23 protein-coding genes and 1 pseudogene are annotated in these 26,728 nt (G+C 66.0%); 17 read left to right on the forward strand and 7 right to left on the reverse strand.

All coding sequences use genetic code 11. The features are described 5' to 3' along the window. Window positions 1-179 precede the first annotated feature (179 nt). The 11 genes and pseudogenes from ABIF91_RS14450 (at window position 180) to ABIF91_RS14500 (ending at window position 12,831) form a co-directional block, all read left to right on the forward strand. Window positions 180-2,228, forward strand: coding sequence for an AsmA family protein (locus tag ABIF91_RS14450; RefSeq protein WP_035670613.1), 2,049 nt, complete (start codon window positions 180-182; stop codon window positions 2,226-2,228). 230 nt (window positions 2,229-2,458) lie between these two features. After that, window positions 2,459-4,907, forward strand: a pseudogene (locus ABIF91_RS14455) (adenylate/guanylate cyclase domain-containing protein). Between the two features lie 210 nt (window positions 4,908-5,117). Then, window positions 5,118-5,984 carry a hypothetical protein gene (locus tag ABIF91_RS14460; protein WP_028178792.1) on the forward strand — a complete coding sequence of 289 codons (867 nt, stop codon included), beginning with the start codon at window positions 5,118-5,120 and terminating at the stop codon, window positions 5,982-5,984. 127 nt (window positions 5,985-6,111) lie between these two features. After that, entirely contained in the window at window positions 6,112-6,819 is a 708-nt protein-coding gene (locus tag ABIF91_RS14465) for a GntR family transcriptional regulator (protein WP_035670631.1), read from the forward strand. Between the two features lie 47 nt (window positions 6,820-6,866). Beyond that, window positions 6,867-7,829 carry an ABC transporter substrate-binding protein gene (locus tag ABIF91_RS14470; RefSeq protein ID WP_028178794.1) on the forward strand — a complete coding sequence of 321 codons (963 nt, stop codon included), beginning with the start codon at window positions 6,867-6,869 and terminating at the stop codon, window positions 7,827-7,829. Between the two features lie 6 nt (window positions 7,830-7,835). Beyond that, window positions 7,836-8,591: an ABC transporter permease gene (locus tag ABIF91_RS14475; protein ID WP_028178795.1), complete on the forward strand. Its 756-nt coding sequence runs from the start codon at window positions 7,836-7,838 to the stop codon at window positions 8,589-8,591. After that, window positions 8,570-9,376 carry an ABC transporter ATP-binding protein gene (locus ABIF91_RS14480; protein WP_284282302.1) on the forward strand — a complete coding sequence of 269 codons (807 nt, stop codon included), beginning with the start codon at window positions 8,570-8,572 and terminating at the stop codon, window positions 9,374-9,376. Before ABIF91_RS14475 ends, ABIF91_RS14480 begins: the two co-directional genes overlap by 22 nt. A gap of 7 nt (window positions 9,377-9,383) precedes the next feature. Further along, window positions 9,384-10,193: an ABC transporter permease gene (locus tag ABIF91_RS14485; RefSeq protein WP_028178796.1), complete on the forward strand. Its 810-nt coding sequence runs from the start codon at window positions 9,384-9,386 to the stop codon at window positions 10,191-10,193. 9 nt (window positions 10,194-10,202) lie between these two features. Next, window positions 10,203-10,862 (forward strand): polysaccharide deacetylase family protein, encoded by a 660-nt coding sequence (locus ABIF91_RS14490; RefSeq protein WP_424579213.1) that lies wholly within the window; start codon window positions 10,203-10,205, stop codon window positions 10,860-10,862. Window positions 10,863-10,865: 3 nt separating this feature from the next. After that, window positions 10,866-11,735, forward strand: coding sequence for a fumarylacetoacetate hydrolase family protein (locus ABIF91_RS14495; RefSeq protein WP_028178798.1), 870 nt, complete (start codon window positions 10,866-10,868; stop codon window positions 11,733-11,735). Between the two features lie 52 nt (window positions 11,736-11,787). Beyond that, window positions 11,788-12,831: a uroporphyrinogen decarboxylase family protein gene (locus tag ABIF91_RS14500; RefSeq protein ID WP_028178799.1), complete on the forward strand. Its 1,044-nt coding sequence runs from the start codon at window positions 11,788-11,790 to the stop codon at window positions 12,829-12,831. Window positions 12,832-12,863: 32 nt separating this feature from the next. On the opposite strand, the gene ABIF91_RS14505 is transcribed toward ABIF91_RS14500, so the two are convergent. Both ABIF91_RS14505 and ABIF91_RS14510 read right to left on the reverse strand, forming a co-directional pair. Beyond that, window positions 12,864-14,156 (reverse strand): Spy/CpxP family protein refolding chaperone, encoded by a 1,293-nt coding sequence (locus ABIF91_RS14505; protein WP_051052517.1) that lies wholly within the window; start codon window positions 14,154-14,156, stop codon window positions 12,864-12,866. 212 nt (window positions 14,157-14,368) lie between these two features. Beyond that, window positions 14,369-15,385, reverse strand: coding sequence for a LysM peptidoglycan-binding domain-containing protein (locus tag ABIF91_RS14510; RefSeq protein ID WP_028178801.1), 1,017 nt, complete (start codon window positions 15,383-15,385; stop codon window positions 14,369-14,371). A gap of 182 nt (window positions 15,386-15,567) precedes the next feature. Here ABIF91_RS14510 and ABIF91_RS14515 point away from each other — a divergent pair, with 182 nt between their 5' ends. After that, window positions 15,568-16,260: a hypothetical protein gene (locus ABIF91_RS14515; protein WP_028178802.1), complete on the forward strand. Its 693-nt coding sequence runs from the start codon at window positions 15,568-15,570 to the stop codon at window positions 16,258-16,260. A 280-nt stretch (window positions 16,261-16,540) separates the two neighbouring features. On the opposite strand, the gene ABIF91_RS14520 is transcribed toward ABIF91_RS14515, so the two are convergent. Further along, entirely contained in the window at window positions 16,541-17,455 is a 915-nt protein-coding gene (locus ABIF91_RS14520) for a class I SAM-dependent methyltransferase (protein ID WP_080660004.1), read from the reverse strand. 39 nt (window positions 17,456-17,494) lie between these two features. On the opposite strand from ABIF91_RS14520, the gene ABIF91_RS14525 reads away from it, so the two are divergent. Then, entirely contained in the window at window positions 17,495-18,541 is a 1,047-nt protein-coding gene (locus ABIF91_RS14525; protein ID WP_244430014.1) for a GlxA family transcriptional regulator, read from the forward strand. 107 nt (window positions 18,542-18,648) lie between these two features. Here the strand turns inward: ABIF91_RS14525 and ABIF91_RS14530 are convergent, their stop codons facing one another. After that, window positions 18,649-18,771 (reverse strand): hypothetical protein, encoded by a 123-nt coding sequence (locus ABIF91_RS14530; protein WP_256439331.1) that lies wholly within the window; start codon window positions 18,769-18,771, stop codon window positions 18,649-18,651. Window positions 18,772-18,880: 109 nt separating this feature from the next. Next, entirely contained in the window at window positions 18,881-19,057 is a 177-nt protein-coding gene (locus ABIF91_RS14535) for a hypothetical protein (RefSeq protein ID WP_155252009.1), read from the reverse strand. A 247-nt stretch (window positions 19,058-19,304) separates the two neighbouring features. On the opposite strand from ABIF91_RS14535, the gene ABIF91_RS14540 reads away from it, so the two are divergent. Further along, on the forward strand, window positions 19,305-20,459 hold the full coding sequence (locus ABIF91_RS14540) for a lactonase family protein (RefSeq protein ID WP_028180955.1): 1,155 nt from the start codon (window positions 19,305-19,307) through the stop codon (window positions 20,457-20,459). A gap of 239 nt (window positions 20,460-20,698) precedes the next feature. On the opposite strand, the gene ABIF91_RS14545 is transcribed toward ABIF91_RS14540, so the two are convergent. Next, entirely contained in the window at window positions 20,699-21,310 is a 612-nt protein-coding gene (locus tag ABIF91_RS14545; protein WP_035670580.1) for a PAS domain-containing protein, read from the reverse strand. Window positions 21,311-21,596: 286 nt separating this feature from the next. Here ABIF91_RS14545 and ABIF91_RS14550 point away from each other — a divergent pair, with 286 nt between their 5' ends. Continuing rightward, window positions 21,597-22,487 carry an efflux RND transporter periplasmic adaptor subunit gene (locus ABIF91_RS14550; protein WP_028180956.1) on the forward strand — a complete coding sequence of 297 codons (891 nt, stop codon included), beginning with the start codon at window positions 21,597-21,599 and terminating at the stop codon, window positions 22,485-22,487. 286 nt (window positions 22,488-22,773) lie between these two features. Here the strand turns inward: ABIF91_RS14550 and ABIF91_RS14555 are convergent, their stop codons facing one another. Next, window positions 22,774-23,622 carry a caspase family protein gene (locus ABIF91_RS14555; RefSeq protein ID WP_028180957.1) on the reverse strand — a complete coding sequence of 283 codons (849 nt, stop codon included), beginning with the start codon at window positions 23,620-23,622 and terminating at the stop codon, window positions 22,774-22,776. Between the two features lie 421 nt (window positions 23,623-24,043). On the opposite strand from ABIF91_RS14555, the gene ABIF91_RS14560 reads away from it, so the two are divergent. After that, a complete protein-coding gene (locus ABIF91_RS14560) occupies window positions 24,044-25,771 on the forward strand; it encodes a hypothetical protein (RefSeq protein ID WP_028180958.1) in 1,728 nt (575 codons plus the stop codon). 152 nt (window positions 25,772-25,923) lie between these two features. Next, window positions 25,924-26,646 (forward strand): thermonuclease family protein, encoded by a 723-nt coding sequence (locus tag ABIF91_RS14565; RefSeq protein ID WP_028180959.1) that lies wholly within the window; start codon window positions 25,924-25,926, stop codon window positions 26,644-26,646. Window positions 26,647-26,728 lie beyond the last annotated feature (82 nt).

A 26,728-nucleotide genomic window follows, 5' to 3' on the forward strand; every position in this document is an offset into this window, starting at 1 on the left:
AACTTCAGGATCGCGTAAAACCGCGCCGGAGAAGTGTGTCATAAGTCACATAACTTTGCAGTACCCCCTGACTATTTTTACGCGCTTGGAGCCGCTTCCCGTCCGGGGATAAACTAAAGGCGCAAAGGACGGGTCATCTGCCGGATTCGACGCCGATCATCCGTCGTTGGAAAGTCGACATGAGAGCATTGAAATTCGCCGGCGGAGCTTTGGCCGCCGTCATCATCGTGATCGCACTCCTGCTGATGGTGGGAATCCCCTCGGGCTTCCTGACCTCCACGATCGCCTCGCGCGTCGAGAGCGCGACGGGCTATCGCCTGTCGATCGACGGCACCACGAAGATCAGCCTGTGGCCGACGCTGAACGTCACCCTGAACGACCTCACGCTGGCCGACCCCAGGGATCGCAGCGGCATCACGCGCCTGACGGTCGACAGCGTGCAGGCCGACATGTCGCTCGCAAGCATATGGTCCGGCCGCCCTGAGATCGGCGAGCTCGTCGTCACCCATCCCGTGCTCTACCAGCCGCTGCTGCGTGAGCGCCTGCCGAGCGCCGGCGCCCCGTCGAAGCCGCTCGCGCTCGATACCAATGGCGCCACCGTCGACCGCATCAAGGTGATCGACGGCGAAGTTGCATTCTCGCGCCTGCGCGATCGTGTCGAGGGCCGCATCAGCGCCATCAACGCCGACGCGACCGTCGACCGCGACCGCAAGGTCAATATCACCGGCACCGCGCGCGTCGGCGATCATCCGACCAAGTTCGACATCAAGGCAACCGCGCCGGCATCGCCGGGCGAACGGCCAACCGTTCCAGTGGATTTCGCCATCGACATGCCTGACGTGCTGAAGTCCCAGCTCACCGGCCACGCCGAGATGCGGCTCAACCGCGATGTGGTGATGATCAACGGCGTGAACGGCAGGCTCGGCGACGGCGCATTCAACGGCTGGGCTTCGGTCGACATCGCGAGCAAGCCTCTGGTCAAGGTCGACCTCGATTTCCAGCGGCTCGCGATGCCGCTGGCGAAATCGCCGCAGGGCACGGCCGGGCAGCCCTGGAGCGATGCGCCGATCAACGTGTCCGGGCTCAACTATGTCGACGCGCAGTTGCGGATCTCCGCGAACGAAGCCTTGATCGGCGATGCGCGCATCGCGCCGCTGGCGCTCGACGCCAAGCTCGCCGGCGGCGTGCTGAAGGCCGGCACCTCCAATCTCGGCGCCTATGGCGGCCAGGTCTCGGGCGAGGTGATCCTGGATGCGACCAGCGGCGCGCCGAGCTTTGCCATGCATTCCGATCTGGTCGGCGTGCGCGCGCTGCCGCTGCTCCAGGGCCTTGCCGAATTCGACCGCATCGACGGCAAGCTGCAGGCCAAGCTCGCCCTGCGCAGCGCAGGCAACAGTCAGCGCGCGCTGATGGCGAACATGCAGGGCACGGCCTTCGTCAATTTCCAGGACGGCGCCATCCGCGGCATCAACGTCGCGCAGATGATCCGCTCGCTGACGACGGGCATGCTGTCCGGCTGGCAGGCAAATCAGGACCCCGGCCAGGACCAGAGCACGGACCTGTCGCAGCTCTCGGCCTCCTTCCGCATCGACAAGGGCCAGGCGGTGACGACCGATCTCAACCTGATCGGGCCGCTGGTGCGCGTGACCGGCGCCGGCACCATCGCGCTCGACACCAAGATGATGGGCTTTCGCGTCGAGCCGAAGCTCGTGATGACGACCGAAGGCCAGGGCCGCACCTCCGAGCCGGTCGGCTTCGGTATTCCCGTGATGATCCAGGGCAGCTGGTCGCAGCCGCGGATCTATCCTGATATGGCCGGCATGCTGGACAATCCGGACGCCGCCTATGCCAAGCTGCGCGAGATGGGCAAGGGCCTGTTCGGCCCCGACGGCGCCGGGCTCGGCAACATCCTGGGCAGCCTCGGGCTGGGTGGCGCCACCGCGCCGGGCGGCGGCAATGCGCCCGGCAATGCCAATCCGCAAGCCCAGCAGCCGGGCCAGAACAATCTGCTCGGCGGCCCGCTGGGGGAGGCGATCGGCAATCTGATCCAGCAGGGGCTTTCCAGTGGCGCAGCAACCGGCCCCGGCCGCAGCCGCAGCGTGCCGGCAACGCCCTCCACGCCGGCGCCGCAGGCCTCGCCTGCCGCCCCCGCTCTGGAGGACCCGCCGCTGGCGCAGCAGGACAGTCAGCCAATGAACGACGTACTGCGGCAGCTCTTCAATCGCTGACCGAAGGACTGGCGTGCTGGACGTCACGGGCAGATCCTTGCATCGGCTTCGACCCCTGCGGCTTCCTCCGAGCGGGATGAGGCTGCGGCAATTTCCCCCTTCCATCGGCCCGAAAGTCCGCAGGGGGTAACCACGCCGGCCGGTCCGCCGGACCCGCCACGGCCCCATGGCCCAAATTGTGGTAGAACGGCCCGCAGCGCCGGCGTCGATGGCGGCGCGAGAGGATCGGGATGGCAGGAGCGAACGACAAGACACGATCTCTGCGCGGGGGCCTGTTCGCCAAATACGTCGTCTCCCTCGTCGGCCTCGTCGTGTTCGTCCTCGCCGTCAACGGGGCGATGGAGACCTGGATCTCCTACCGCGCCACAAGGACGCAGCTGACCGACGGGCTGGAGGACAAGGCCCAGGCAGCCGCCAGGCGGATCGAGCAGTCGATCTCCGAGCTCGATCGCCAGATCAGCTGGGTGACGCGGGCGAGCCAGGACACGCTGGAGAAGCGCCGCGCCGACTATGCCCAGCTGCTGCACCAGGTCTCCGACGTCAACCAGCTGTACCAGCTCAACGGCGACGGCCGCGAGGTGTTGCGCGTCTCCAGGCAATCGACCACGACCGGCGGCAACGCCGACCTCTCCCGCGACATGCGCTTCACCGACGCCGTCGCCCGCGGCGTCAGCTATGCGCCGGCCTGGTTCGCCGACCGGACGCCGCTGATGTCGATCTCGGTGGCGCATTCCGGCTTCAACGCCGGCGTCACCGTGGCCGAGATCGATCTCAGCTTCCTCTCCGACTTCCTGTCGGACGCCCAGGTCGGCAAGGCGGCCTTTGCCTATGTCGTCGATCCACGCGGGCGCGTGCTGGCGACGTCCTCGAAAGGGCCCGAAATCGGCAAGGACCTCTCCAGGCTGCCGCAGGTTGCGGCCGCGATCGCGCCCGGCCACGAGCCCGACACGTCCGGCACCGACTTCAATGGCCATGCGGTGATGAGCGCCGCGAGCATCGTGCCGAAGCTCGGCTGGAGCGTGCTGTTCGAGCAGCCGACGACGCAGGCCTTGATGCCGATCCGCGACCAGCTGGTGCGCATCGCGCTGCTGATCGGCATGGGCCTGATGGTCGCGATCCTGGCCGGTACGCTGCTGGCGCGCCGCATGATCATCCCTATCACGGCGCTGCGCGACGGCGCGCACAAGCTCGGCGAAGGCGATTTCAGCCACCGCATCGACGTGCACACCTCCGACGAGCTGGAGGACCTCGCCGGGCAGTTCAACCGCATGGCCGACCAGATCCAGGAGACCTATTCGCACCTGGAGACCAAGGTCGAGGAGCGCACCCGCGATCTCGCGCAGTCGATCCACGAGCTCAAGGTGCTGGAGGAGGTCGGCCGCGCGGTGGCCTCCTCGCTCGATCTCAACGCGGTGCTTGCGACCATCGCGGCCCGTGCGATCGAGATCACCCATGCCGACGCGGTGCTGATCTACGGCTTCGACGCCGAGGCGGGCCGCTTCAACCTGGTCGAGGCCAACGGCATCGACAAATCCGCCGACGGCGCGCATGTCACCATCGAGCAGGGCGAGAACATCCTGAGCGATGCCGCCGCCAGCGGCGAGCCGATCGCGCTTGCCGAGCTCGGCGATGCCGCGGAGCAGCCGCTGCGCGAGGTCGCGCTCGCGGCCGGCTTCAACTCGGTGCTGGTGGTGCCGCTGATCGACCAGCAGGGCACGCTGGGCTCGCTGGTGGTGCTGCGCCGCGCCGGCGGGCGAGTTCGCCGGCAGCGTGATCGGATTGATGCGCACCTTCGCCAACCAGGCCGTGCTGGCGATGCGCAATGCGCGGCTGTTCAGCGAGGTCGATCACAAGAGCCACGCGCTGGAGGCGGCGAACAAGACCGTGCGCGCCCAGGCCGACAAGCTGCGCGAGCAGACCGAGCAGCTCAAGGACTGGAACAAGTCGCTGGAGGCGCGCGTCAGGACCCAGCTCGGCGAGATCGAGCGCATCCGCAAGCTCGAGCGTTTCCTGGCGCCGCAGGTGGCGCAGCTGATCGCCTCCTCCGACAGCCCGGAAGGGCTGCTCACCAGCCAGCGCCGCGAGGTCACGGTCGTGTTCTGCGACCTGCGCGGCTTCACCGCGTTCACGGAAGCGACCGAGCCGGAAGAGGCGATGAACGTGCTGCGCGAATATCACGCAGCGCTCGGCCAGCTGATCTTCAAGTACGAGGGCACGCTCGACAAATATGCCGGCGACGGCGTGATGATCCTGTTCAACGCGCCGATCCAGTTCGAGGACCACACCAGGCGCGCGGTGAAGATGGCGGTGGAGATGCGCGACACCATCGGCCCCTTGACCGAGCGCTGGCGCAACCGCGGGCACAGCCTCGGCTTCGACATCGGCATCGCGCTCGGCTATGCCACGCTCGGCCAGGTCGGCTTCGAGCAGCGGCTGGAATATGCCGCGATCGGCAGCGTCACCAACCTCGCCTCCCGCCTCTGCGGCGAAGCCAGGCCCAACCAGATCGTGGTGAGCCGCCGCGTCTACGGCATGGTCGAGCCCTGGGTCGAGGCCCGCGCCCTCGACGATCTCCAGCTCAAGGGCTTCAATCACCCCGTGCTGGCGATGGAGATTTTGAGCTGGCGCGAGGAGGTGGAGAACGTGGTGGATGCCGCGGCGGTGCGGCGGCGCGGGTAGCCAAGACAAAAAAGTGCGAAAACAACCCCATGCACAGTAGACGGGGGTCAGAAAATCAATGGGTTAGCGGGGCCTTCACGCGGGTGCCGAAGCGTTTGACACATCGCGCGAAACACCGCCGGGATGGTAGCATCCCCCGAACCACATCGGTCCTCCCCGCGACCAACCCTCGCCTCGACGGCGAGGCCGAATCCGGATGGGAGACGACCCGTGGCATTTGCCCTGCCTTCGCGCGCTTATGATCTGCAGATGCTGGACCGCCCCGCCGACCGCGCGCGCGATCATGGCTGGGTCTATGGGGTGCCGCCGGGAATCACGAGCGAAGAGTGGCCGCTCGATCCCGTCACGGGCTATCCGCTGATGCACGGTTTCACGCTGCTGCTGCCGGAGGATTATCGCGTGCATGGCGAGGACATCGTCGCGGTGTCGTTCTTTGCCACGGCACCCGATCACAATGACGGCGGCGCGCCCGATGATCCCGAAGTCCGCGAAGCGGTGATGGCGCGCACATCCCATCCACGCCTGTCGCGCATGACCGACATCCTCGACTACGAATATGCCGCGCTGCTGCTGACGCGGGCCGAATACGAGGGCGCGTTCGCGACGCCGCCGGCACCGCTGGCTCTGGCGACGGCCGAGCGGCCGCGCTGGCTCGACGTCGGCGGCGCGAGCGCCTTCTTCGAGGCTGCGCCGCCTTACGCGAGGAAGATGTTCGCCGCTCCGCCGCGCGCGGATCTCAGCGAGAATCGCGCGATCGCCCTGACGCCGCGCGCGAACGACCCCAATGCCGGCAAGGGACCGCAGGACGAGCACGTCCGCGAAAATCCGCCGACCGGTTATCAGCCTTACTACTATTATGTCGGCGGCAGGCCGGGCCGCGACAATTTCCGCCTGCATGACTGGGCCAGGGACCACGCCCACAATCATCTCGGCGGCACCATGCGGCCCTGCCAGACCGTGCCGGAGATGAGTCCGTTCTACATCGAGTTCGAGGAATATCTCGGCGGCTGCAATTTCGGCGGCGGCAACGCGCAGCTCGACTTCAGGGATATGAAGTTCGACTGGGCGTGCGGGTGATCACGCCGAGCGTGCCGCTGCTCCTCAAGCTCAACCAGCAGGCGCCAGAAAAATCGATTTTCGATTTTCTGTTGACCGCGAGGGGCCGCCTTGCAATCATCCCGTGATGGGTCCGCTTCAGTTCGATATGTCCGGAAACCCCGGGGATGGTCCGCGCAGCCTGACGTCGGCGCTGCATGAGCGGTTGCGCGCCGACATCCTGGCAACGCGGCTGCTGCCGGGTCAGAAGCTGCATATCGCCGGCCTCGCCAAGACGTTTTCGGTGAGCCTTGCGGCGGTGCGCGAGGCTCTGTCCCGCCTCGTCGCCGACGGCCTCGTGCAGGCGTCGGACCAGCGCGGCTTCCGCGTGAGCCCGGTGTCGCTCGCCGATCTCGCCGACGTGACACAGACCCGGATCGACATCGAGGGTCTCGCGCTGCGCCGTTCGATCGAGCGGGGCGATGAGTCCTGGCTCGCGTCGGTGAAGTCGACCTGGGCGGATCTGAAGGCCGTCCCCTATCACTACCCCGATGATCCGACCGTGCATTACGAGGAATGGGTGATCCGTCACCGCATTTTCCATCGCGCGCTGGTCAACGCCTGCGGCTCGCCATGGCTGCTCGGCTTCCGCGACGTGCTGCACGAGCAAAGCGAGAGATATCGCCGTCTTTCGATCCGTCGCGAGCTCGGTGGCAAGCCGCGCGACGTCGAGGCCGAACACGAGGCGATCGTCGCTGCCGTGATGAAACGCGACGCGGATGCGGCAGTTCGCGCCTTGTCGAAGCATTTCGGCATCACCAAGGAATTCGTCGAGCTCGCCGCCTCGCGCATTGCGGAGGTGAGCCGCACGACCTGACGATCCCTAGAAATTCGACACAAAAAAAGAGAGACCGGGAGGAAACAATGAAGATCAATCGCCGTCACGCGTTCATGTCGCTCGTCGCCGCCGCAATTTTCGCCGGCCCCGCGAGCGCCGCCGACACCATTCGCGTCGGCCTGCCCACGAAAACATACTGGCCGACGACGATCGCCGAGACGGCCGTGCGGCAAAAGCTATTCGAGAAGGAAGGCATCAAGGCCGAGCTGACCATCTATCGCAGCGGTGCGGAAACGTTCGAAGGCATGGCCGCAGGCGCGGCCGACATCATCCTCGATCCGCCATCGCTGGTCTCCGCTGGGCGCAAGAAGGGCGTGATGTCGCGCATCGTCGCCAATGCCGCGATGGGCAATTTCGGCTGGCAGCTGATGGTGCCGACAAAATCGACGCTCGACGTCAAGGACCTCAACGGCAAGAAGGTGGCGATCACCGCGGCCGGCTCGGGCTCGGACCTGCTTGCGCTGTGGACCATTCAGGACAAGAAGATCGACTTCACGCGCGTCTCCGTCGGCGGCGGCGGCCTGGTGCCGAACCTGTTGGCCGGCAATGTCGAGGCCGCCGTGGTCTATTCGCCGCTGAGCTTCCAGATCTCGAAATCCGGCGAGGCCAAGACCATCCTCGACTACGCGACCGCGGTTCCGCCGAACCTCACCGCGGGCTGGATCGTGCTCGACAAATTCGCCGAGGCCAAGCCTCAGCTGGTGCAGAAGGCGGTGAATGCCCTCTACGGCGCGGTCGCGTTCATGCGCGCCAATCGCGACGTCACCGTCAAGCTGATCGCCGAGCTCTACGAAATGCCGCCGGAGATCGCCGCTCTCGAATACGACAACACGATCATGAAGCTCGAGACCAGCGGCGACATGGGCGCGGCCAATGTGAGCGCGGCGGTGCAGCTCTCGCTCGACCTCGCCAAGCTCGGCGGGCTCAAGGACATCGTGCCGGTCGAGGACGTGATCTCGACCAAGTTCAAGCCCGTCCCGACCAAGTAGTTGGCGATGCAGAGCACGCTTGCCATCAACCTGGCGCGGATCGCGATCATCGTCGCGATCCTGGCGCTGTGGGAGGTGCTGTCGCGCACCGGCATCGTCAATCCGCGCCTGCTGCCGTCGGCGTCCGACACCTTCGTGACGCTCGGCGATCTCCTGCAGCGCGCGGCCGTGCAGAAGGACCTGATGGTGACCGCGACCGAGGTGCTGGCCGCGTTCGCGCTGGCCGTGCCGTTCGGCGCGGTGATCGGCTTTCTGGTGGCGGAGAACCGCTACTTCGCCGATGTCGCCAAGCCGCTGCTGTTCTTCGCCTTCAGCATCCCGAAATCGATCTTCCTGCCGATGTTCATCCTCGTGTTCGGCGTCGGCTTTGCCCAGAAGGTCGGCTTCGGCTTCTTCTCGACGATCTTCATCGTGATCATGTCGACCACCACGGCGGTGGAGTCGGTCAAGGTCGAGCATCTGACGGTGGCGCGCTCCTATGGCGCCACGCCGATGCAGACGGCATTCCGCGTCTACCTGCCGAGCATGCTGCCGGTGCTGCTGGAGGCGCTCAGGATCTCCATGATCTTCAACCTCACCGGCGTGATCCTTGCCGAGATGTACGCCTCGCGCGACGGCATCGGCCACCAGATCGCGACCTGGGGCGAGAATTTCCAGATGAAGCAGCTCCTCGCCGGCGTCGTGATGGTCGCCGCGATCGCCATGACCTTCAACGAACTTGTCAGATGGGTGGAAACGCGATGCAGCCATTGGCGAACGTGACCCCGCTCAAGCCCGCCGCGCGCGCCGGCGCGATCGAGGTGAAGAATGTCGGCCAGGTGTTCAAGACCCGGTCGCAGGACGTCGTCGCGCTGGAGGACGTCTCGCTCGAGGTCAAGCCCGGCCGCTTCGTCGTGCTGGTCGGTCCGAGCGGCTGCGGCAAGTCGACCCTTCTGATGATGATGGCGGGGCTGCGCCAGCAGACCGCCGGCACCATCACGATCAGCGGTGCGCCGATCCTGGAGCCTGACCCCGACAGGGTCGGCGTGGTGTTCCAGGAGGCGAGCCTGTTTCCGTGGCTGACGGCGGAGGACAATGTCGAGTTTCCGCTGGCGTTGCGGGGTGTCCCCAAGGCCGAGCGGCGCGCCAAGGCGCAGGATGCGCTGAAGCTGGTCGGGCTCGAAGGCTTCGGCAAACGTCATCCGCACGAGCTGTCAGGCGGCATGAAGCAGCGCGTCTCGATCGCGCGCGGGCTGGTGCAGGACCCGCCGGTGCTGCTGATGGACGAGCCGTTCGCAGCGCTCGACGAACAGACGCGCATGACCATGGGCGATGAGCTGCTGCGAATCTGGGCCGCGACCGGCAAGACGGTCGTGTTCGTCACCCACAGCCTGACCGAAGCCGTCTATCTCGCCGACGAGGTGATCGTCATGTCGGCACGGCCCGGCCGCATCGTGGACCATCTCCAGGTCCAGCTGCCGCGGCCGCGCACCTACGAGATGCTGAGCGGCGATGCCTTCGGGAGCTTGCGGGACCGCATCTGGCGGCACATCCGCAAATCAGCGTGAGGCGGAGATGAGTGCCAGGATAAGCGCGAAGACGCTGCGACATCTGATCGTGATCGGCCTGATTGCGCTGTGGGAGCTGTTGCCGCGCGCCGGGCTGATCCCGGAACTATTCCTGCCGTCGCTGTCGTCCACGTTGATCGCGGGATGGACAGACGCGGGCGAATACGGTCATGCGCTTGCTGTCACCCTCTATGAGGTCGTGGTCTCCATGGCGTTCGCCTGCGGCGGCGGCATCCTGCTCGGCGCCATCGTCGGCAGCCTGCCGCGTCCGCGCGTGCTGATCATGCCGATGGTGTCGAGCCTCTATGCGGTGCCGCTCGTGATCCTCTATCCCGTCTTCACCGTGTGGCTCGGCATCGGCTCCGAATCCAAGATCGCATTCGCCTCGATCTACGGCTTCCTGCCGACGATGCTCGCCACTGCCGCCGGCATCCAGACCATCGATCCGCAACTCCTGCTCGCGGCCCGCAGCATGGGCGCGACGCTGAGCCAGCGGCTGGTCCGCGTCATCATCCCGGCAGCAATCCCGACGGTGCTGTCGGGTCTGCGCGTCGGCGGTGCGCTGGTCATCGTCGGCGTCGTCGTCTCGGAGATGCTGATCTCCTCGGCGGGCATCGGCTACCTGATCTCGCGCTACCGGACGATCCTCGACAGCCCGCACGTGTTCGCAGGCGTGCTGCTCGTGCTGTTTCTTGCGATCGGCTTCAACGCCGTGATCCGATGGATCGAGCGCAAGGCGGCGATCTGGCAGACCGGCACCCGCGCCGGTCAGGCCAACGACGACATCGCCTCTGGCGCGATGCAGCCGGCCACCTGAGGTACTCGCGTGTACGACTTGACCCTGACGTTCGACAACGGTCCCGACCCTGACGTGACGCCACGCGTGCTCGACATTCTCGGCGAGCGCGGGATCAAGTCCACCTTCTTCGTCATCGGCGAGAAGCTCGCCGATCCGGAGCGGCGCGGCCTTGCGGAGCGTGCGCACCGCGAAGGGCACTGGATCGGCAATCACACCTTTACGCACAGCATTCCGCTCGGCGAGCAATCCGGGCGCGATACCGCAGAGAACGAGATCGGACGCACGCAGGACGCGATTGGCGATCTCGCACATCCGCAGCGCTGGTTCCGGCCGTTCGGTGGCGGCGGCAATCTCGACAAGCGGCTGCTCAAGCCCTCCGTCGTCGACTATCTCGCGCGCAAAAAACACAGCTGCGTGCTCTGGAACTCCATTCCGCGCGACTGGGACGACCCCGACGGCTGGACCGAGCGCGCCCTCGACCAGTGCAGCCGGCAGCCCTGGACGCTGATGGTGCTGCACGATCTGCCGACCGGCGCCATGGACCATCTGGAGCGATTCCTCGACCGCGCCGAGTCCGCCGGCGCGCGCCTCCGCCAGGATTTCCCGCCGCAATGCGTTCCGATCCGCAGCGGCGACATCGTGCTTCCGATCAACGACTATGTTTCCTCCATCGAAGAGAGTGTTTGACCAATGAAAGTCGCAAGCTTCACGATCGCGGGCACTGCAAGCTATGGCATCGTCACCGACAAAGGCGTCATCGATGCGGGCAAGCGCCTGAAGTCCTATCCGACCTTGAAGGCGCTGCTTGCGAAGGGGGCGCTCGACGAGTTGAGAAAACTTGCCGGCGAGAATCCCGACTACGCGTTGCAGGACGTCGCGTTGCTGCCGACCATTCCCGATCCCGACAAGATCTTCTGCATCGGCGTCAATTACGCCACGCATCTGGCCGAGAGCGGCCATCCGACGCCGGCGCATCCGATGATCTTCACCCGCTTCGCCAACAGCCAGGTCGGCCACGGCCAGCCGATGATCCGGCCGCTGGAATCCGAACGTTTCGACTATGAGGGTGAAATGGCCGTCATCATCGGCAAGGCCGGCCGCCGCATCTCGCGTGAAGCTGCGCTCAGCCATGTCGCCGGCTATGCCTGCTACAATGACGGCAGCATCCGCGACTGGCAACGCCACACCTCGCAATTCGCGCCGGGCAAGAATTTTGCCGGCACCGGCGGCTTCGGGCCCTGGATGGTCACGACCGACGAGTTGACCGATATCGCAAAGCAGACGCTGATCACCCGGCTCAACGGCGTCGAGGTGCAGAAGGCACCGATCTCCGATCTCGTCTTCGACGTGCCGGCCCTGATCGCCTATTGCTCGACCTTCACCGAGTTGGTGCCCGGCGACGTGATCGTGACAGGCACGACCGGCGGCGTCGGCGCCTATCGCACGCCGCCCCTGTGGATGAAGGGCGGCGACGTCGTCGAAATCGAGATCTCCGGCATCGGCATCCTGCGCAATCCCGTCAAGGACGAGGGATCGGTCGCGGCAACGCGCGCGGCCTGAACAGTCGCGCTCAACAACGACAAGCCTCGACAACAAGAAGAAGGAGAACCCCATGCCCATCCCGACGCACATCCTGCCGACCACCGTGGTCGGCAGCTATCCGCAGCCGGAATGGCTGGTGAATCGCGCCATGCTGTCGAAGGTGGTGCCGCGCACACGCCTGCACGACATGTGGCGGTTGCCGCCCGAACACCTGGGAGAAGCCCAGGACGATGCCACCATCGTCGCGATCCGCGACATGGAGCGCGCCGGCATCGATATCGTGACCGACGGCGAAATCCGCCGCGAGAGTTACTCCAATCGCTTCGCCACCGCGCTCGACGGCATCGACGGGGACAATCCCGCGATGATCGTGGCGCGCACCGGCAACACCCAGACGCCGGTGCCGCGCGTCGTCGGTCCTGTGAGGCGCAAAGGCCCGGTCGAGCTGCATGACATGCAGTTCCTGCGCAAGAACACGGAACGCGCGGCGAAGATCACCCTTCCCGGCCCGTTCACGATGAGCCAGCAGGCCAAGAACGAGTACTACAAGTACGAGGAAGAGCTCGCGATGGCTCTCGCCGAGGCCGTCAATGCCGAGGCGCTCGATCTGCAAAAGGCCGGCGCCGACGTGATCCAGCTCGACGAGCCCTGGGTGCGCAACAATCCGGAGCTCGCCAAGCGCTATGCCGTCAAGGCGATCAATCGCGCGCTGCAAGGGATCACGGTGCCCACCGTGGTGCATCTCTGCTTTGGCTATGCTGCGGTCGTGCCGGGCTCGAACAAGCCGGCCGGCTATTCCTTCCTGGCCGAGCTCGACGACACCACCGCCGATCAGATCTCGATCGAGGCGGCGCAGCCGAAGCTCGACCTCGGCGTGCTCAAGGACCTGTCGTCGAAGAAGATCATGCTCGGCGTACTCGACCTCGCGGATCCCACGATCGAGAGCGTCGATACCGTCGCCGAACGCATCCGCAACGGGCTGAAATATGTCTCGCCGGATCGTCTCGTCCCGGCGCCGGATTGCGGCATGAAATACATGCCGCGTGCGACGGCGTTCGGGAAGCTGAAGGCCATGTGCGACGCAGCGGCGAAGGTTCGGCGGGAGGTCGGCTAACGACTTTGACGGGAGGAGTTGCGACTTCGGCGTCACGCCCCCCGCTTCGGCCCGAGCGCCTCGAACCCCGCCTTCTGCTCGTCGCTCAGATCCGCCTCGAAATCGTCGAGCGCATCGGTGACGTCGCCGACGGCTTGCAGCATCGTCTGCAGCCGCGCCTTCACGGGCGCGACGCGGGCTTGCGGTGTCGCGGCGGGCTCTGTCGGGCAGGCACTGAGCGTCTGCATGGTGCGCAGGGTGGTGTCCTGGAGCACCTCGAGGCGGGCGCGGGCCACCTCGTCGAGGCGAAGCGTGGAGGCAATGTCGTTTGCGGGCCATTGCTGCTGGACCAGCTGCTCGTATTGGCGCTGCGCCTTTTCGTCATAGCGGGGATCGTAGTCGGGCCGGCAGGCGGCCACCGCCTGCGCACCCCTGGCCGCATCCTTCTGCGAATCCTTTGGCTGATGTGATGCCAGTGCCGCGCGACGGTCGTTGGCCAGGGCATTGAGCCTGGCCCTCTGGTCATCATTGAGGAGGCCGGTGAATTTCGCCAGCGGCGCTTCGATCGCGTCAATCGCCTTGATCATGGCCTCGAGGCGCTCGCGCATCAGGCCGAGGCGCTCCGACGCAGTCGCGGGTGCCTGCTCCGGGCAGGCGGTGTGAATGGAGTCGCGCGCCGCATTCCAGGCGGATGCGAGCTCGTCGAGAGCGGTGCGCTGCAGCTCGTTCGGTGTCACGGCCGCGGCAATGCGGTCGACCGGCAGGCCGCCGGTGTCGCTGGCCTCGCAGAGCGTCTCCGCCGTCGGGACCCTTCGTCCACGCCGGCTTTGCGGCGCGGTGTAGGCGGCGAGCTCCGTCGCCGCATAGGGCGAGAAGATCGCGGCATAGATGTCGCCATAGCCATACAACGAGAGGCTGGTGGTGTCGCCGAACATGATCGCGGTGGTGAGATCGTCATGCGCGAACGGCCAGAACACCGGGCCGACCCAGCCGTAGCTGCCGTCGGGATGGCGCCACCAACCCTGCGGGCGTCGGCCGCCCTGCCAGCCCGATAGCGCAGCCTGCGCCGTGAGGGCCGCACGCAGGACGTAAGGATTGGATAGCTGGCCGCGCTCGGCCCCGCGCGGATCCTGCGCCCTCAGTGCAGCGGAACGGTATCGGCTGCCGCGCACGGCCATGCGGGAGTGGCGCAGGCGCGGCAGGCCGAGCATGTGGCCGACCGCGAAACGTGCAACGCCAAGCGGACCGCCGCGCAATCCGAACTGCGCTTCCGCCTTGTTGGGGAGCAACACCGCCGCAATCACGAGGGTCGCGCCGGCCAGAGCCAGTCCCATGCGTCCCGACATGATCGCCGACCTGGCCACCTCGGTCTCCTCCCAGCACCAAGCGCAATGCGTCGCAGCACAATGACGCGCGAGGGAACCGATTGTTCCGGAGAGACACAGGGCAAAGCGTCGCGGGCGACCGTGCGCTCTGTCCATAGACAGGCAATCTGCGGCCCAACGTTCAAGGCGCCCGCTTGGGCGGGGGTTGGGCGGGGAGAGGACGGAGCGTGCCCTCACTCCGCCTTTTGCGGCATCACGAAAGTCTGGCCGGGATAGATCAGATTGGGGTTGTTGATCTTGTCGCGGTTGGCCTTGAAGATCACCGCGTAACGGGCGCCGTCACCATAGGCGAGCCGGCTCAGAGCCCACAGACTGTCGCCACGAGCAATGACCCGGCTGCCGCCCGCCGGCGCCGGTGCGGTGGTGAGCGCGTCCGCCGGCGAGGCCGATGCGACCGCGGTAGCCGCCGGCGCACGCGCCAGGACCTTGGGCTTCGGCGCGCCGATCGGCCGCGCCGCCTGCCTGTCAGGCACTGAAGCCAGGCGCGGCGAGGCCGATGGCAGGGCGGCCACGACGTCCGGCTTGTCGTCGGGCTTCTCGGCCTGCTTCGGCTCCTGTCCCGCATCTTGCTTCGCGGCCGGTGCGGGCCGCGCGGGCGGCGGCGCCGCCGCGGCGATGGTCACCGGCATGGTCCGGCCGGACTCCGTCACCGTGCCGTCCGGTGCCTTGGCCCGGAGCGTCAATTCATAGGAACCGGAGGGAAACTGCGGCGGGGTCATGACGAACTGGCCCGAGGCGTCCGCGACGACGCTATCGAGCGGCTTGCCGTCGCGCAGCAGCTCGACCCTTGCACCCGGCGCGGCGCGGCCCGCGATCACCGCCGCCTCGCCGTGATCGTCGACGCGGGCGACGTCGAAACGAGGGCCGCTATCCGCAACCGCCGGCGGCGGCTTGACCGGCGCGAGATCGGCGAGCGCGGCCGTGACCTGGTTCTGCGTCTCGGCCAGCGCGCCCGCCTTCGGCCCGGAGGCCGGGGCTGGCGGCGAGCCGCCGGCGAGCTTTGGCTGTTCCGGCTTGAGCTCGGCCTTAGCCTCAGCTTTGGGTTCGGGCTTGGCCCCCGGCTTGACGGCGACGGCGGTCTCCGTCCCGGACGGCAACAGGCGGCGCAGCTCGGTCGGGCCGATCACCAGTGCGGTGCCGGCCAGCGCGAGCAGACAGAGGGCAATGAGGGCCTTGGACGCGGTAATCATCTGAAAAGGACCTTGGGTGGCAAATCAGCCGAGGCCGGCAAAGTGCGCCGATTTGGCTGCGGCAGCAAGACGGTCGATGGGATGATAAGCCTCCGTCCCAGCGCCCGGGATGAACCGGCGCCACCCCGCCGGCGTCCAATCGTCCGAGGCCGCAGCGCGGCATTTCTTCAAGGAATTTTCCCGTGGCCGTATTTCGCCGTCCCGCCCGATGGCTGGCGCTGGTCCTGACGATGGCCGCTTCACCCGCACTCGCTGCCTCCGGCCCGCCGCCCGGCTTCACCCTCTCCGACAACACGGATCTCGCCTTCACCTCGCCCGACGGCGCCACCAGGATCGAGCAGTACGTGAAGGAGAGCGAGGAATCCGACGTCAGGTGGCAGGTCTGGGCTCGGCACGGCGAAGAGATGACCGAGCTGAAGCCGGAGCAGACCTATCCGGCGGGCTTCCGTTTCACCGACGACTCGCAATGGCTGGTGCGGATGCAGAAGACCGGCTCCGGCGAGCAGGACCTCTATCTCTACCATGTCAAGAAGGGAGCCGTCGTGAGTGCGACCAGGAAGTCGCTGAGCGATCTCGCCTGGGCCTATTTCCACAGCCGGTCCGACACGAAGAGGATGAAGCTCGACTACCACATCTCGGCCAATCTCGTGAAAGGCACGGAGGATGGCTATCGCCGGCTCGGCGTCCGCTGGCCCAACAACCGCTATCTCGTGATCTCGCTGTCGGGCGAGATGGACAAGCATCCGAAGAACGTTGCCGTGAAGGGCCTCGCCGACTGGCGCTGCCGCTATGATCTCGAGACCGGCACTTTCGATGTGCCGTCGATATTCGCCAGGGCGAATGCGGAAGCGCTGCGATGGGAGATCAGGCGGTGAGGCTTCATCGTGGACGCGAGGCCGCCATGCCCGGGCTTGTCTCCCGGCGCAGGCGGTGGCGGCCTAACACATCGGCGTCATTCACGCCCCCGCGGTGACCGTCCAGAACGCGCGCCATCCGCGGCGACCGAGCACAGCCACACGCCTCCAGGACAGGCGGGACAGGCCGGCCACTAGCGAAGCGCGGGCGAGGAGGAGGTGGACGACGACGTCAATCACGGCCGCCTCGCGTGCGGCTGGACCGCGATCGCGCCGATGCGCGCAAGGACATGCGCGGCCGTCATGGCCGCGCCTCCAGGATCATGTTGAAGGGCGAGGCGGCAGGCTTGCCGATCTGCGAGAAGCCGCCTTGCCGCAACACCTGCGCGATGCGCTTCTCGCCGGCCTGCGCCCCCAGCCCCAGACCGACGTCCTGGCTCAGCGACGTCGGAAGGCAGATGTGGGTGGAGCCGGCGTAATAGACTCGCCCGACCGGATTGAGATTGTCAGCCAGGCTGTCCCCCGCCGCCGGTTCGACCAGCATCAGCGTGCCGTCGTTCTTCATCGCTGAACGAATGTGGCGGGCGGCGCCGACGGGATCGCCCATGTCGTGCAGCGCATCGAACATCGTCACGAGATCGAAGCCGGATCCGGCGAAATCCTGGGCCTTGGCGACCTCGTATCGCAGATTGCGCGCGCCGGAGATCTCGGCCCGTGCGCAGTCGATCGAGGCCTCGTCGTAGTCGATGCCGATGAAGTCCGAGTTCGGGAATGCTTCGGCCATCAGTCTTGTCGAAAAGCCATGGCCGCAACCGACGTCTGCGACCTTGGCGCCTCGCTCCAGCTTCTCGACGACGCCGTCGAGCGCAGGCAACCATTCGGCGATCAGATGCGCGCGATAGCCGGGCCGGAAGAAGCGGTCGACGCCGCAGGACATGCAATTGCAATGATCGCTCCAGCGCAGGCCCTTGCCGGTCTTGAACGCCTCGGCCAATCGCGGCTCGTCGTGATAGACCGCCGGCAGCAGGCTGAAGCCGCCAACCATCGCGACTGGACTGTTTTCATCCGCGAATACGGCCTTCTGCTCCGGTGTCATGCTGAACGTGTCGTTCGTCGCATCAAAGCTCACGAAGCCGGAAGCCGCCTGTGCGGACAGCCATTCGCGAACGTAGCGTTCGTGAGTCCCCGTTCGCAGAATAGTCAGTTTCGAGCCAATCGAGCCAGAGGCTGCAGAATGTCACGTGGACGTGTACGCGTGAGTATTCCCGTGTTCGCCGAATGCGATCCGTCGATCATCTACGGCGTATTCGACACGCTGTGGGGCGCGGGACGGATGTGGGACGGCGTCAAGGGCGGCACGCCGGAAGGCCTGTTCGAACCGCGGCTGGTGGGCGCCGAACCTGGCCCGATCACGCTGATCACCGGGGTCAGCATCCTGCCGCAGGACTTGGCCGATCACGTTGAATCGACCGACATCGTGTTCGTGCCGAATGTCATCGTCACCACGGAGACGGGCACCGCCGTGCTCGATCGCCGGCTCATCGCATGGATCAGGCGGATGCACGAAGCGGGCGCGCAGCTGTACGGATCCTGCGGCGGGTCCCTCGTGCTCGCCGAAGCCGGCCTGCTCGACGGATACGAGGCGACCACGCACTGGGTTTACGAGCCGGTGTTTCGAAAGCATTTCCCCAAGGTCAAGCTCCGCATGGAGCGCGTCCTGGTGCAGAACGGGCCCGGCCACAATCTCGTCTGCGGGGGCGGTGCATCATCCTGGCAGGATCTCGCGCTGCTGATCGTCGCGAAATACGGCGGTACGGAAGAGGCAATTCGCATCTCGAAGCTCTTTCTCTACCAGTGGCACCGCGAAGGACAATTGCCGTTCGCCTCGATGGTGCAGAACGTGGATCACGGCGACGGCGTGATCAGGAAGTGCCAGGACTACATCGCGCAGAACTACCAGCGGCAGGACCTCATTGCGGAGCTGGTGCATCACTCCGGATTGCCGAAGCGCTCGTTCGATCGCCGCTTCCGGGCAGCGACCGGTTATTCGCCGCTCGCGTATGTGCAGACGCTGCGTATCGAGGAAGCCAAGCAACTGCTTGAGACGACGGAAACGGGCATCGAGGACATCTGCCGCGAGGTCGGCTACGAGGACGTGGCGTCCTTCCGCCGCTTGTTTCGAAAGCAGGCCGGCGTGTCACCGAAGGATTACCGGCGCAAGTTTCAGCTTCCCGACTACGTGACGGGATCGCGGCCCCCGGCCTCCGGCGCATCGGTCAGGCCGCGGCGGGCTGCCGGCTGACGACAACAGGGATCACGGTGGCGGCAGGCAGTCGTGGCGGGCTGCCCTCCGCATTCGTCCGCTCAGGGTCTCGCCGAAACAGGATCAAACCCGCGACCTCGGCAAGCTCACATCGATCGTCGGGCCGCCCGCACTTCGGCAAATTCGGCGTCGGGGTGGCTGACGATGGTGGCGACCATGATGCCGCTGATGATCAGCGACCAGGCGGTGTTCCAATAGATCCAAAACACAGGCCAGCCTCCGTTTCCATCTCTCGCCCGCCAAGCGAGGCTAACGGCGTGGCGATGCCGCCGTTCCCTGGCGCGGCGACCGTCCAACAGCATGCGGGCGGACGAGGCGCTATTTTGGTTTGGTCGGTGGCGGCGCGCGATCGGTTTGGCCGGTGTGGCGCTTTGCCACGACGTCCTCGTCGCGCTCGCCCTCGCGCGGGCGTGGTGGAGGCTTGGGCTGGCCGGCTTGACCGCCATGCTTGCCGCCCATGTCGGGCTTACCTTCGAGATCGTTTTCACGGGGCATGGCGGTTCAATGCGTTCGCACGGCATTGGTTCGCAGCGGCATCGGCTCTTTTCGACCTGTGAACGGGCTCATGGGAGCGTCGCTTTGCAATGCACTGGCCGCACCGCAGCGGTGCGTTGGCTAACCCGGCGCCACCGATACGAATTCGGCATCGATCGATCCCGATTGGGATTTGGTGCGGCGGCGCGCCTGCCGCTATCCTCGCCGGCAAAACGACAATGCCGCGATCCGGCTTTAGGAGGAGCCCATGCCGAAACCGAGGCCGAGACCGCGCCGAGGATCCGCATCCAGAGCATCACGCGCTGCGATCGCCACCACCCTGTTCGTTTCCCTCATTCTCGTTTCCGGAGCCCGTGCTGGCATGGCCGAGACCTTCGCCTATGTCGGCAACGCCGACAGCAACGATATCAGCGTGTTCGAGATGACCGAGCGCGGCGAGATGACGCTCGTGCAGACGGCCCCCTTCAAAGGCGTCGAAAAGCCCGGCTCCTCGACGCCGCTCGCGATCACGCCCGACCACCGCGTGCTGATCGCCGGAATCCGCTCGCAGCCATACCTCGCGGTGAGCTTTGCGATCGATCCCAGGACGGGCCGGCTCAGCCATCTCGGCAACGGACCGCTCGCGGACAGCATGGCCAACATCGCCATCGACCGCAGCGGCAAGTTCCTGTTCAGCGCCTCCTATGGCGGCAGCAAGGTCGCGCTGAATCCGATTCTTGCCGACGGCGTCGTCGGCGAGCCCAAGCAGGTGATTCCGACCGGGCTGAACGCCCACGCCTTCCTGCCCTCGCCCGACAACCGCTTCGTGTTCGCGACCAATCTCGGCTCCGACCAGGTCCTGAGCTTCGCGTTCGACGCCGCGACCGGTACGCTCGCGCCGGGCGATCCGCCGGCGCACAAAGTGCCGGAAAAATCCGGGCCGCGGCACTTCGTGTTTCATCCGGGCGGCAAGTTCGTCTATCTCCTGCACGAGCTGAACGGCGATGTCGCGGTATTCACCTATGACGCCAGGAGCGGCGCGTGGAACGAGATCCAGCGCACCACCACGCTGCCGGAAGGGTTCAATGCCAAAGCGTCCGACAAGAAGCCTTGGGCCGCCGACATCCACATCACTCCGGACGGCCGCTTCCTCTACGCCTCCGAGCGCACCACCAGCACGCTCACCGCCTACAGGGTCGATGGATCAAGCGGCAAGCTGACCACGGTCGGCAGCGTCCCGACGGAAAAGCAGCCGCGCGCCTTCCACATCGATCCCTCCGGGCGCTACCTCGCGGCTGTCGGCGAGCTCTCGGACGGCATGACGGTCTATGCCATCGACCAGAGCAGCGGTGCGCTGACCAGGCTGAAATCCTACCCCACTGGCAAGAAGCCGAACTGGGTCGAGTTCCTGAGCTTGCCGTGAGGGCCGCCGACCTACGTAAACATCCGTAATTTCGCAAGGTCCGGCTTGGCGGCATATCTCAGGCCATGGATCGACAGATTGTCTTCAAATGCCCTCAGACTGGCTTGAACGTGCAGCATCGGCTTACCGATGAGCCCTCCGATCGCACACACGTGTCCGTGTCATGCCCGGCCTGCACGCGGCTACATCTGATCGAGCGGGCCACCGGCAAGTTGCTGGGTGATCGACGCGGCTGACGGTTAACGCGGTGCCGTAACCTGCGCCGTGACGTCTTCGACGTGGTGCAGCAGGAAGACCAGATGGCCCGCCGTGTCATGGAGCGGCGAGTTGATCGGCTGCCAATGACGCTCCACGAAGGTGCCTCCGGGATCCCGGATGTCGTAGCGCTGGATCGCCATGGCATGGGCCCGCCCCGTCTCGCCGACGATCCGCAAGCTGCTGTAGAGATTGCTGACGCCATCGGCGAGCGGATCGTCGGGATTGTCGGGAAATATCTCGAACAGGGACCGGCCGACGACGTCGGCCCGGCTGATGAAGGTCGCCGCCGCATAGGCGTCGTTGATGTCGACGATCGACAGGCCCGGCCCGGGGTCGAGCAGCATATAGGGATGCGGCGAGCCATCGAACTCAGGCTGGAATTGCCGCCGGATCGTTGCGGCGTCGATGTGCTGCCGCCGGCGCTGTTCGAGCGGCGTCGTATCGGCACCGGACGCAGCCGAGTTCAGCAACGCCAACTGGCGCTTCGCCGATGCCAGCAGCGCGCGCACGGTACTCTGGACCGTCGGGTCGCTCGTCTCATTGAGCAGCCGCTCGAAATGGACGATATTCTGCTCGCATACGAACTGCTGCATCCCGTCTCGACCACGAGTTGTACGGCAGCGACGCCGCATCGTTCCTGATCCTAATTCCATACAGGTGGGTCTGGCAGATGAGAAGACCGTGATCGGCCGCACCCGGGGCCCGGACGGCCACGGTAACCGCGCCCCAGAGGCGCGAACCTGTTCTCCAATCCCGCGACCAATCAAAGACTTGCCGCGACGGCCTGCGGCGCGGCATCCTGTTTCGGGACGACGCGGCCATAGTGCGGGCGGCGGCCATCTGCTATCGATTGGAGACATAGTCCCTGTGGAATTTCCGATGCGTCATTTGCCCCGTGCCGTTGGTCGAAGCCTGTGTCCCGCAGCCGTCGCCGGCCTGCTCGTCTTCAGCCCCTGTCCGGCCGGAGCCGCCGATGACGACGCGCCCAAGGGGCCGGCGGTCACGGTGCTGAAGGTCGCGAAATCCTGCTTCTCCGATATCGTCGAGGCGACCGGCACGATCGTCGCGCGCGAGCAAACCTCGGTGCGGCCCGAGCGTCCCGGCCTGAAGGTCACGGAGGTGCTGGCGGAAGCGGGCGATACCACCACCGCCGGCCAGGTGCTGGCACGGCTGGCGCTGCCCGAAGGCGGCACGCTTCAGGTCACCGCACCGGTGGCGGGCGTGATCGCAACTTCGACTGCCCAGATCGGCAACTTCGCCTCGGCCAAGGGCGAGGCGCTGTTCACGATCGTGGCGCGCAGCGAATACGATCTCGTCGGCCTCGTGGCCACCACCGATGTGCGCAAGCTCGCGGCCAATCAGCCGGCGACGGTGTGGATCGCAGGCGCCGACGACATCAGCGGCAAGGTGCGCCGCATCGGCGCGACCGTCGAGCCGAACATCCAGCAGGGGATGGTCTATATCGGCATCTCTTCGCAGAAGCGTCTGCTCCTGAACGCGAGCGGGCGCGCGCTGATCAAGACCGGACAGAGCTGCAACGTCGCGGTGCCGCTGACCGCCGTGCAGTATTCATCCGCGGGCACCGTGGTGCAGGTGATCCGCCGCAACCGCGTCGAGACCAAGCGTGTCGAGGTCGGCTTGATGTCGGGCGGCAACATCGAGGTCCGCGACGGCCTCAATGAAGGCGATGTCGTCGTCGCCCGCGCCGGCGCATTGCTGCGCGAAGGCGATCCGGTGCGCCCGGTGATGGCCGCGGAAGCGGCGAAGTAACAAGTGGAGAAGCGGGATGCTTCACCCTCCCCTGGAGGGGCAGGGCTATCGCATATGACTTTCGGACGGGCCTGAGCAAGCGCCTCGTCCTTCGAGACGACCGCTTTGCGGTCTCCTCAGGATGAGGCTAAGTGGCATCGGTGCCCGTTGAAACTGCTGCCGCACACTCCGCCCTCATCCTGAGGGCCTGCCGGAGGCAGGCGTCTCGAAGGATGGCCGCAGGCGAGTTTCCCGCCGCGTTTCCTCACATGCGATAGCCCTGCCCCTCCAGGGAAGGGTGAGAAGACTAGCCGCCGGCTTCGCCGAACTGGACGTCTTCGAGCAGCGAGGAGGAAACGGTCGGGACCTGGTCGCCTTCGCTGGCGCGGGAGATGGCGAGGCGGGTCTTGTTGAAGACGCTCTCGGCGCTGCCCTGCTTGCTGAGGTTGTTGAGGAACTCGCTGACCAGCACGCTGTGCTCGCCCTTGCCGTCGTCGACGACCTTGCCGGGCGAAGCGGAAGTGAGGATCAGCGCATTGTCCGACGCACTGATCGGCGCGAGGCCGTGGCTATAGGAGCGGAAGCGGCGCTCGTAAGGGTTACGGCGGGAGGCATCGACCACGACGAGCTTGGCCTTGGCGCCCTGCTCCTTCATCATCTCGAGCACGCCCTCGATGGAGACACCATGGCGGCGGACGTCGCTTTCCTTCCAGATCACGGCATCGACCGGCAGCATGTAGCTCTCGCGGCCGGCCTGCACGCCGAAGCCGCCGAAGAACAGCATGACGACGCTGTCGTGCTTGATCCGGGACTTCAGGCGGTTGACGGCGCGGACCATGTCGTCCTTGGTCGCGTCTTCCACCATGTCGACGTCGAAGCCGTTCTTGCGCAGCGACGAGGACAGCGCACGGGCGTCGTTGATCGACTGCGTCAGCGGCGCGCCGGCGTCGGGATAGTGTCCGTTGCCGATGACCAGAGCCAGGCGCGAGGTCTGGCCGATCGAACCGGTGATCTGGTCGGTCGAGACGGCCTTGGCGGCGTCGATCGCCCGCATGTTGAGAGCAGCATGGGCGCCGATCACCAGCGACACCGTGCCGATGAGGGCTGCGGCGAAGGCGATCGTGCGTCTGGAAAGGTCGAGCTGCTTTACATTCATCTCGGTTCGTTTCCTGTGCCAAAGACCAGCCACGCGCGCGCACACTGTTTGAGTAGCGCGATAGCGTCTTTAGGTTTGAGGGATTGGCCGGGGGAGTGCCCCCGAATTGCGCGCAATTTGCGGCGCCGCACCAAACAATCCCTTAACCGCATATAGGCGCTCGGGCAATAGATTGCTCGAAATTTGATATAAGTATCTGAATACGTTGGTTAATTCTCCGAGCCAGACTGCTCCATTTTGGACTCTCCCGTAGCATTCCGGAGGCCGGTCATGCAGGCCTCGTGCCGGCTTTTTCTGTGACGTCTATCACATTTGTTTTTCCTGCGAATCCGGGTAGCCTTTTCAAAGACTTGCAGGGGGTGGTGTGCGGACGGCTGCGCGCTCGCCGGCCCCGGACAAGCCCCCCGCGACCAGGTATTTCATGAGCTTTCATTATTTTGCCGGCGCCGCCTGCCGGGCGCTGACGGCGCGGAAGGACGGCCCCTCGCTTTACGACGTCTGCGATCCCGTATTGTCCGACACGGCCAGCGGCGATCTGCATCTGGCCAAATTCTACAAGACCGCACTCGGCAATCCCGCGCTGCGGATCCTGCTCCGCCGCGCCGGCCTGCCCGAGCTGCGCGACGAGGCCAGGCTGACCCGGCTGCGCGAGGCACTCGTCCACGCCCGCGACGAGGTCGAGCCCGACTGGGCGGCGGTCGGGCAGCCGATCGCCGATCTCGTCGACAGCATCGCGCTCGACCATCCCAAGCCCCCGCCGACGCCGTTCACCGCCGCCATGCCGCAGAGCGCGCAGATCGACGGCGCGATCCGCGACTGCGCGCAGCATCTGCTCGGATCGTACCGCCGAAACGGTTTCCTGCCGACCTATGCCGCCTTCAACCTGATCGGCGATCCCGATTTCCGCGGACGCGAGCTGATCATGGCGCTCACGGGGCTGAACGCGCGCGGCTACAAGAACTCCTCGCTGCTGTTCAACCTCGCCCGCGTCTTCATCGCGCGCTCGCACGCGCGCGCCGTGGTCAATCCGCCCTGGAAAGGCATTGCCGAACCGATGTGGGAGCCGGTGCAGATCCGCCACCGCTCGGCCTATTACGATGCGTTCTTCATCGAGGCGCTGCTGAGCTACGTCGAGACCGGGCTCGCCTCGGTCGCCGACAAGATCGCGGCGGAGCGCGCCATCGCCGACATGGTCGATTTCTGCGTCAACATCAGCCGCGAGGAGGTCGAGGGCATCGACGGCGCGCGCTTCAACGTCGTCACCGCACTCGCGCCGGCGCCGCATCCGCGCTTCTCCCGCTTCTTCGCCCAGATCAAGCAGGATCTCGGTTTCGGCATCTACGTGCCGGATTGCGACACCACGGCGTGCTCGATCTCCGCGGCCACGCAGGCCGGCTGCACCGATCCCATCATCGACCAGCCATTGCTGGATTTCTACGCCGGCTATCAGGTGCGCGCCGGCGTCAACGCGCCGCGCGTGACCGTGCCGCTCAACGACAATATCGACTATGAGGGCGGGGTTGCGACCTGGATCGACAATCTCGACGGCGAGCGCCCTTACGGCAACGATCTCGATCCGACGCTCAATCTCGACATTCTCGAGGTCAGCTTCCGTAATCTTGCGCGCTGGAAGATTCTGGAGACGCCGGCGCGGCTCGCCACCGTGCATCGCATCATCGGCTTTCAGAAGCGGTTGGCGGCCAGCGGCGCCTTCGCCAATCCGCGCTCGCATATCTATTACCTGCCGGAGCTCTACAGCGCCTATTTCGGCCGCTGCTATGCCGCCTTCCTGGCACTGCCGCTGGCGGCGCAGGCCGCGATCGATCCCGAAGGCGATTTCGATTTCATCCGCCACCGCGTGCTGTCCTACGTCAAGGGCGAGCTGATGGCGGCCGAGATGAACGTGTTCGACGCCGCGCTCGCGCTGATCGCGCTCGGCCATCTCGGCGCCGACCCGCGAGCCTTTGCGCCGGCCTTGAACGTCATCATCGCAAGCCTGGGCGAAGGCGGCCGCCGCGGCCCGTTCCGCGCCTATGAATGGAACAAGATGAAGACGCCGACGCGGATTCTGGTCGGCGGACCGGAGGTGACATCGGCGTTCGTGCTGATGGGACTGGCGGTGGCGAAGCGGGCGATGGCGCGGGGGTGATGCTTCATCTTACCCTCCCCTGGAGGGGGAGGGTAAGAGAGAGCCACAATGACAGGAAGTTGAAAGCAGTCGTCAGGCATATGCTGGCCCGGAGGCCAAAAGCCGACCACAATCGCGGGCTCTATCGAGATTTTCCTCACACGCGGACCGGCATGTTGCGAAAGATCCTGATTGCGCTGTCACTGTTCGCCCCGTCGCTCGCCCAGGCTGCCGACATCACCGGCATCGCAAAAGTGCGCGCGGGCGACGCCGTCGTGATCGGGAACACGCGGATCCGGCTCGGCGGCATCGACGCGCCCGCGGTCGACCAGCTCTGCCTCAACACCAAGACCGAGCGCTGGACCTGCGGCGTTGCCGCCCGCGACGAGCTTGCCAAATACGCCGAGGGCAAGAGCTGGGCCTGCCACACGAGGTCGATCGACCGGCGCGGCCGCACCGTGGCGCGCTGCGAGGTTGGCGGCGAGGACATCCAGAAATGGCTGGTGCGCAACGGCTGGGCACTGGCCTACACCCGCATGTCCCACGACTATGAGGCGGATGAGAAGGCCGCGCGCGAGGCCAAGGCCGGGATGTGGCAGGGCGCCTTCATCGCGCCCTGGGACTGGCGCGTGCGCAACAAGAAGACGACCATCCTGGGCGCCACCAGGCCGCCCGACGGCGCGCATGCGGTGCTGCTCGCCTCTGCCTCGGGGCCGGTCGCGCCCTCGCCGGACTGCACCATCAAGGGCAACGTGAACAGCGCCGGCGAGTGCATCTATCACCAGCCGACCAGCCGCTGGTACACCCAGATCAGGATGAAGATCAGCAAGGGCACTCGCTGGTTCTGCTCGGTTGAGGAAGCCGAAGCGGCCGGTTGCCGGGAGACGAAGCGATAACCCAGCCCTGCATTTTACGTGCTTTTCTCGAGACCCGGCGGCGCGTAAAAGCATGAATCAGCGACCTATCAGCCTGTTCTCA

This window comes from Bradyrhizobium sp. USDA 241 (assembly GCF_049739505.1).
Taxonomy (GTDB): Bacteria; Pseudomonadota; Alphaproteobacteria; order Rhizobiales; family Xanthobacteraceae; genus Bradyrhizobium; species Bradyrhizobium liaoningense.